Source organism: Sneathiella sp., assembly GCF_041689005.1.
In the GTDB taxonomy this organism is placed as follows: domain Bacteria; phylum Pseudomonadota; class Alphaproteobacteria; order Sneathiellales; family Sneathiellaceae; genus Sneathiella.
Genome location: NZ_JBDNHC010000057.1, coordinates 24412 through 31361, shown reverse-complemented (window position 1 = coordinate 31361; position 6950 = coordinate 24412). Strand labels below are relative to the sequence as shown.

The 6950-nt window shown below is 54.9% G+C and carries 6 protein-coding genes; 2 read left to right on the top strand and 4 right to left on the bottom strand.

Annotation, left to right across the window (positions count from 1 at the left end):
- Nucleotides 1-714: TRAP transporter small permease subunit (locus tag ACESNI_RS06640; RefSeq protein WP_373085751.1), on the bottom strand; the 714-nt coding region annotated here is incomplete at its 3' end.
- 59 nt (nucleotides 715-773) lie between these two features.
- On the bottom strand, nucleotides 774-1874 hold the full coding sequence (locus ACESNI_RS06635; RefSeq protein ID WP_373085750.1) for a TRAP transporter substrate-binding protein: 1101 nt from the start codon (nucleotides 1872-1874) through the stop codon (nucleotides 774-776).
- A gap of 553 nt (nucleotides 1875-2427) precedes the next feature.
- Here ACESNI_RS06635 and ACESNI_RS06630 point away from each other — a divergent pair.
- Together ACESNI_RS06630 and ACESNI_RS06625 are read left to right on the top strand one after the other, a co-directional pair.
- On the top strand, nucleotides 2428-2976 hold the full coding sequence (locus ACESNI_RS06630) for a TRAP transporter small permease subunit (RefSeq protein WP_373085748.1): 549 nt from the start codon (nucleotides 2428-2430) through the stop codon (nucleotides 2974-2976).
- Complete coding sequence (locus ACESNI_RS06625) at nucleotides 2973-4541, top strand: TRAP transporter large permease subunit (RefSeq protein WP_373085746.1); 1569 nt, start codon at nucleotides 2973-2975, stop codon at nucleotides 4539-4541. Before ACESNI_RS06630 ends, ACESNI_RS06625 begins: the two co-directional genes overlap by 4 nt.
- A 59-nt stretch (nucleotides 4542-4600) precedes the next feature.
- Here ACESNI_RS06625 and ACESNI_RS06620 read toward each other — a convergent pair whose 3' ends face one another.
- Both ACESNI_RS06620 and ACESNI_RS06615 read right to left on the bottom strand, forming a co-directional pair.
- A complete protein-coding gene (locus ACESNI_RS06620) occupies nucleotides 4601-5197 on the bottom strand; it encodes a biotin transporter BioY (RefSeq protein WP_373085745.1) in 597 nt (198 codons plus the stop codon).
- Between the two features lie 128 nt (nucleotides 5198-5325).
- A complete protein-coding gene (locus ACESNI_RS06615) occupies nucleotides 5326-6939 on the bottom strand; it encodes an AMP-binding protein (protein WP_373085744.1) in 1614 nt (537 codons plus the stop codon).
- Between the last annotated feature and the right edge of the window lie 11 nt (nucleotides 6940-6950).

Below are 6950 nucleotides of genomic sequence, written 5' to 3'. Positions count from 1 at the left end.
TCCTTTGGTCTTTGTCTTGAACCCGGCATAAAACACGTCAACCCGTACATGCCCCTCCTCCACCAGTGTATAGGCACTGGCGAACAGGAACAGCGCCGCATACCAGAAGCGCACCAGATCCCCCATGAACGCCTGCTCGTAGGAGAAGATGAACCGGGTAATAACGATCAGCAGCTCGGCCAGAATGACCAGCAGGGTCAACCAGTGAAACCCGATCGTCCGTGTTTTGAGGGCGAGAAGAATGCCGAGAAAGACAAGGGGAATATGAACATAGGGCGCGCGAAAATGAACGCGTCCGAGGTCGTTATTCAGGGCATCCCCGATAATATAGGGGAGGAAGCCCTCAATCCTCAGAAAGGAAATCGACGTATCGACGATGCCGATCAGAAAAACCGCCCAGAAGGCGGCCCGCACGAGAAAGGTATTGAACGCCGTAATGCTCGCCGCGTCCTCGCGCAAATGTTTCTGTGAGGTTTTCATCACAAAGAGCACGGCGAAAAGAACACCCGCAGCGTAAATCCCAAGTTGAACCCAGGAGAGCATTCCCGCGCTCTGCCCGGAGATAATCGGGTTAACTCCCGGCCAGCCAAGGACATAAATCAGATAGTTATTAAAGAAATAAATTGGAATCGCAGCCAGCATGAACCAGCCGAATATACGAACCGCCAATTGCAGTCCGCGGTTAGATGCGTAGACATCCTCCGCACGTGCCATGTGTGTCTCCCATAGAGGAAGGGGCGGGATCTGGTCCCGCCCCTGTCACGATATAGCGGTTATGGCTTGCCAATACCCAGAACGCGGTTGCGCTGGTTGGAATAGGCAACTTCGGCAATCCGCTGATAACCGCCGATTTCCCGGAGATTAGCCTGGAACGAATCGTCAATTTTTGCCGCCAGCGGACTATGGGCCCGCGTTTCTTCAAACACCTCAACGGTGGCCTCCGCAAAGGCATCATAGACATCGTCGCTGAATTGCTTCAAGACAACCCCATTTTCCGTGATCATTTTCTGAAGATACTGGCCGTTGAGGGCCATGGCTTCTTCAAACTGGGCTGCCAGTTCCTCGTAGCAGCAAGCTGTGATCAACTGCTGTTCCCATTTCGAGAGGCTTTCCCACCAGGACTTGTTCATGCCGAAGGACAACCCTCCGCCCGGCTCATGCATGCCCGGATAGTAATAATATTTCGCCGCTTCGTAGAATTTCAGGAAGTAATCGTTATACGGGCCGACCCATTCCGTTGCGTCAATAGCGCCAGACACCAGGTTTTCATAAATCTGGCCGCCCGGCAGAGAAACAACCGAGGCGCCAAGCTTGGCAAGAACGTCGCCGCCGAGGCCCGGCATACGGAACTTCAATCCCTTGAAGTCAGCCGCAGAATTGATTTCCTTGTTGAACCAGCCGCCCATCTGGCATCCTGTGGCCCCACAGGGAAGAGCTTTCAGGCCGAAACTTCCGGAAAGTTCATCCCAAAGCGCCTGACCGTCCTTGAACTTGATCCAGGCATTCCATTCCGGCGTTGTCATGCCCATGGGCACGGACGTGAAATAGGCCAGTCCCGGATGTTTGCCTTTCCAGTAATAATCGGCACCGATATAGGCTTGCGCGTTACCGGAGGCGACTTCGTCGAAAGAATCGAACGCCCCGACACGCTCGCCGGCGGCAAAATACTGGACCGTAAGCCGGCCTTCACTCAGTTCGGTAATGCGGGCACAAAGACGCTGCGCACTGATCCCAAGACCGGGGAAGTCCCGCGGCCAGGTCGAGACTACCGTCATCTCCTTGCGTTCCTGCGCGAGCGCCGGAGCCGCGAACGGTGCCGCAGCAACCCCCGCACCCGCAATCGCAGCGCCTGTTAAAAACTTGCGTCGTTCCATAAATATATTCCTCCCGTTTGAAACAATTGGACGAAAATAATTCCACCCAGTTTAAATTGCCAAATCTAACAGTTTCCCACGACATATTCTGAACGGCTTGGATGCCAGTTTCGTATTTAATAACCTGGCAGTAACGCCGGTTGAATAGTCATGAAATCTCCCTGTTGTCGACATTTTGCAGGAAGACAAAGCAAATACAAGGCAAATTTTTATATCACAAAAGAAAAATGGATATTATTTTTCATAATAATGCACATTATATCTTTTATTTAAATAATTGAATTATATGTATTTTAAATTGATTTTACAGGTGGCAATAATCACTTTTTTAACCCCTAATAAATCCGATCAACCATAGCGGAAAAATGTCCTGCTCATTGGCCTTTATTGGTTTTCCCGCGACTGCCGAGTTCTAAAACTCGATTCCGGCGATTGACTTCCTTCCACTACCGCTCAGATATTTTGCCATCAAAAGTTGCGAAAATCGGGAGGCTCGCCTATAACGCCCTAGGCCGTATCCTTCAATTATTATGACAAGCTGAAAGAATTCCGGTTGATCCGTCTTGCCTCCTTTTCTGCCACCCTTGATCATATCAGCGCCAGTGTCGGCAAATATGTCTGCTGGCTGTCGCTCCTCATGGTCCTGCTCCAGTTTATGCTGGTCGTCGCCCGCTATGTATTCGGTATCGGGGCGATCGCGATGCAGGAGACGATCATTTATTGTTTCGGCCTGCTATTTCTGCTCGGGGCGGCCGACACCCTGCGCCGGGGCGGCCATGTCCGGGTCGATATCTTCTACGCCCGGGGATCCGCTAAAATAAAAGCCGTTATCGACCTTCTCGGGACGCTGTTTTTCCTGATCCCGGTTTGCGTTGGCATTTTCCTGCTGAGTTGGTCGTATGTGGCCGGATCCTGGCATATCCTGGAAGGCTCACGGGAATCGACGGGGCTGCCGTTTCTGTATCTGCTGAAATCGATGCTGCTATTGTTCTGCGTCATGATGACCCTGCAAGGCATCTCCACGATTTTCCGCTCGCTGGTTATCCTGTTCAGCAGCGGCGCGCATTCCGCGATCCCTCCGAAGCCGGGCGCATCGGCATGACATCTCCCGAGTTTCTCACAATCTTGCTGTTTTTGCTCACCATCGCCAGCCTGATGGCGGGCTTTCCCGTCGCCTTCACGCTGCCCGGCGTCGCGTTCCTTGTCGCCGGAGTGGCATGGATAACCGGCGGGTTTGAAATCTCCCTGCTTGCCGCCATTCCGTCGCGGATTTTCGGGAATGCCATGTGGAACGAGACCATGATCGCCGTTCCGCTATTTATTTTCATGGGGCTGATGCTCGAAAAATCGCGGGTGGCGGAGGGTCTGCTGACCTCTATGGGCTTATTGTTTGGCAAATTGCGCGGCGGTCTCGGGATCTCCGTCTTTATTGTCGGTGCCCTGCTGGCCGCCTCGACCGGGATTGTCGGTGCCGCCGTCGTCACTATGGGACTAATGTCACTGCCGACAATGTTAAAATGCGGCTATGACCCGAAGCTCGCCGCCGGGACCATCTGCGCCTCAGGCACGCTTGGCCAGATCATCCCCCCATCCATCGTTTTGATCATTCTCGGCGAACAGATCTCAAACGCTTATGTTACCGCAGAGAGCGTCCGCGGTAACTGGTCGCCGGAGCCGGTCTCCGTCGGCGACTTGTTCGCGGGTGCCCTGCTTCCCGGATTGCTGCTTGTCGGGCTGTATATTCTCTACCAGGTCGCGATGGCAATTTTCCGCCCCACCTCGTCCCCGGCGCTGTCCCGCGAGGATATTGCAATAGACGACGGTCCCTTGATGCTGACGGTCCTGCGCTCGCTTTTCCCGCCGGTGGTGTTGATTGTTGCGGTTCTGGGCTCAATCCTGATGGGGGTCGCGACCCCGACGGAGGCCGCGGCCGTTGGCGCGGTCGGTGCCATTCTGCTCGCCGGGCTGAAGACGCGCGGCAAGGCTGCTGCGGTGATCTATGCTGCCGGTGTCGCTATCCCCCTCGTCCTGCTCCTTGCCAATATATTCGACCTCCGGCGCGGCGCGGATGGGATCGGACTGGTTCTCGTGCTGCCGCTCCTCCTTGTGATGGTGATCGGGCTCGGGCTCAGCCTTCGGCGGCTGGTCGCCTCCGGCATCCTCAAACAGGTCTGCCGCGGGACCATGGAAATGTCCTCCATGGTTTTCGCCATCCTGATCGGCGCGACCATCTTCAGCCTCGTCTTCCGGGGGCTCGGCGGGGACGCCCTCGTATATGAGGCCCTTACCAATTTACCGGGTGGCCGGTTCAGCGCCTTGCTGGTTGTCATGGCGGTGATTTTCTTTCTCGGCTTTTTCCTCGATTTCGTCGAGATCACCTTCGTTGTCGTGCCGATTGTCGCCCCGGTCCTGTTGCTGATGGATATCAGTCCAATCTGGCTTGGAATCATGATCGCCGTGAATTTGCAGACATCGTTCCTGACCCCGCCCTTCGGCTTCGCGCTGTTCTACCTGCGCGGCGTGGCGCCGCCGGAGGTTACCACCGGCATGATATACAAGGGCGTGCTCCCCTTTGTCGGCCTACAGCTTGTCGCCCTTGGCCTGCTTGCCACTTTCCCGGCCCTCGCCACCTGGCTCCCGGGCGTGATATTCGGAAGCACCTATTAAGGAAACAAAAAAAGCCGCAACATAGTCGCGGCTTTTCAGGATTTATAACAATCCCGCAATCAGAGGCGGAATTTTTCGATCAGTTTCCAAGCGATCGGCAGAACGGCAACCGCCAGCGCAAGCTTGAAAACTCCGCCCGGCACGAACGGAAACAACCCGAGGTCCATCGCCTTCTCAATCCCCGTAAAGGTCGAGAGCCAGCCGACACCACCGGCGAAAATCAGGATATTGCCGATCAACATCGCGAGCGCGATTTTAGCAACTGACTGTCCCCAGCCCTTTTCAAGCAACCAGCCGATGACCGCCGCAGCGACGACAAAGGCGAACAGATAGCCTGCGGTCGGCCCGATAAGTGACGCAACTCCGCCGCCGTTGGCGAACACAGGAAGACCGACGGCCCCTTCCGCCAGATAAAGCGCAACAGTCGCACCACCAAGCCGGCCACCATAGGCAGCCCCTATAACCATGACGGCAAAAGTCTGCATCGTCATGGGAACCGGCCACATGGGAACAGATATCTGCGCCGATAGCGCCAGCAGGAGCGTACCTGTAACGGCAAGGACTGCGAGCCGGAACAGTTTTGCGGGGACAGAAGCGCGCGCATCCGGAGACCATAGGGCCCCAATCAGCGTCGGCGATGTTTCCAGGGATGACATAAAAAATTCCTTTCAAAATAGGCGGCAATTCTTGAGAATCTCAAGGAAATCTCATCATACCTAACAAATGTTTGTTTTCAATAGAAAAAATGTTTATTTATAATAATTACAAGCACTTAATTGGGGTTTTATTTTTTTACTTTTCTCTTCTTGGTTCTAAAGTCATGAACCTCGGGATGCTCGCGCGGATCGACGTCCGATTTAAAAATCTGGGTCTTCTGAATCTTCTGCGTCCCGGTTTTTGGCAGACTGTCGAGAAACAGAATCCATCCGGGCGTCTTGAAATAAGCGAGTTTTCCATTAGCATAGGCGAACAGTTCTTCCGCCGTCGCCTTGCCGGAATCAACGCCGTCCATCAGGACGATACAGGCCATCACCTCTTCCTCGCGCAGGTCATCCTTTACCGAAATCACGGCGACATTTGCGACATCGTCATGGGTCTGCAAGACGGCTTCAACCTCGGCGGCGGCAATATTCTCGCCAGAGCGGCGAATGATGTTCTTCTTTCGATCGACAAAATACAGCATCCCGCTTTCATCCTGGCGGACAGTGTCACCGGTATGGAACCAGCCACCCTTCCACGCCTCCTCTGTTGCGGCATCATTCTTGAGATAACCGGCGAAAAAACCGCGGCGGGGATCATCACCCTCGCACCTGACCAGCATTTCTCCCTCGGTACCGGTTGGCACGTCAACGTCATGTTCATCCACCACCCGGGCCTCCAGGTTGGCACGTGGGCGGCCAAAGGCGCGGGTATGGATTTGCCGGGGCTCGAAGCTGTCGCCGAACAACCGCCCGGTCTCGGTCATGCCCCAGAGCTCGACCAGCGGAAAGCCGTAACGTTTTTCAAATACCTCATGTAGCGACGGCTCAACACCGGCGCCAGCGCCGAAGCGCACACAATGGGCGGTCTCGAACTCGCTTTTAGGCTGGTTGAGAAGCATCGGTGGGACCACACCCAGATAATGGATGATGGTCGCCCGTGTCTCCACAACCTCCTTCCACCAGGTCGTTGGATGAAAACGGTCAGGAATAATCAGGCATCCGCCAGAGATCATCATGGACATAAAGCAGACGGCAGCCGCATTCATGTGAAACAGCGGCAACGGGTTATAGAGCCGCTCCTGCCCCTCACGCATCACCACATTGCCGCCCATGGTCAGGTAGGTTTCACCGGAAATGATATAATAGTCATTTGTCAGGATGCAGCCTTTCGGCCGTCCTGTTGTGCCCGAGGTATAAAGCAGGCTGGCCTCGCTCATCCGCTCCGGCGGGCCTGATTTAGGCGCCGGTCCCGGATTGGGTAAGGTTTCCGGGAATTCCTCGGCAATGATAACCGGCAGCTCCTTTTTTGTGGACGCCGCAACGGCCCTGATATCGTCGGCGCGGTTGGCGGCTGTCACCACAAGATCTGCTTCCGAATGATCCATCTGGTAAAGCATTTCGTCCTGCAGATAGTCCGGGTTTATCGGCACACCGGAGATCCCCAGCGCATTCGCCGCCAACAGATGGAAAAGATATTCAGGCCGGTTTTCAAGCAAATACCCGATCCGGTGCCCATGGCCGTAACCGGACCGCTCGTAAATCGCTTTCAGGCGCTCAACCTCTGTGGCGACCTCGGCATAGGTAAACTCGATGCCATCCGGGTGGTAGCTTCGTTTCTCATACGCGGGCGCGCACAAAAAGGCATTTTCGCCATATTTGGCAGCAGACTTACAAAATACGTCATACATGGTCGTCATGAGAGACCCCT

Coding starts and splice junctions, on each gene's coding strand:
- ACESNI_RS06635 (WP_373085750.1), bottom strand. CDS start 1,874: ATGGAACGACGCAAGTTTTTAACAGGCGCTGCGATTGCGGGTGCGGGG.
- ACESNI_RS06625 (WP_373085746.1), top strand. CDS start 2,973: ATGACATCTCCCGAGTTTCTCACAATCTTGCTGTTTTTGCTCACCATC.
- ACESNI_RS06620 (WP_373085745.1), bottom strand. CDS start 5,197: ATGTCATCCCTGGAAACATCGCCGACGCTGATTGGGGCCCTATGGTCT.
- ACESNI_RS06615 (WP_373085744.1), bottom strand. CDS start 6,939: ATGACGACCATGTATGACGTATTTTGTAAGTCTGCTGCCAAATATGGC.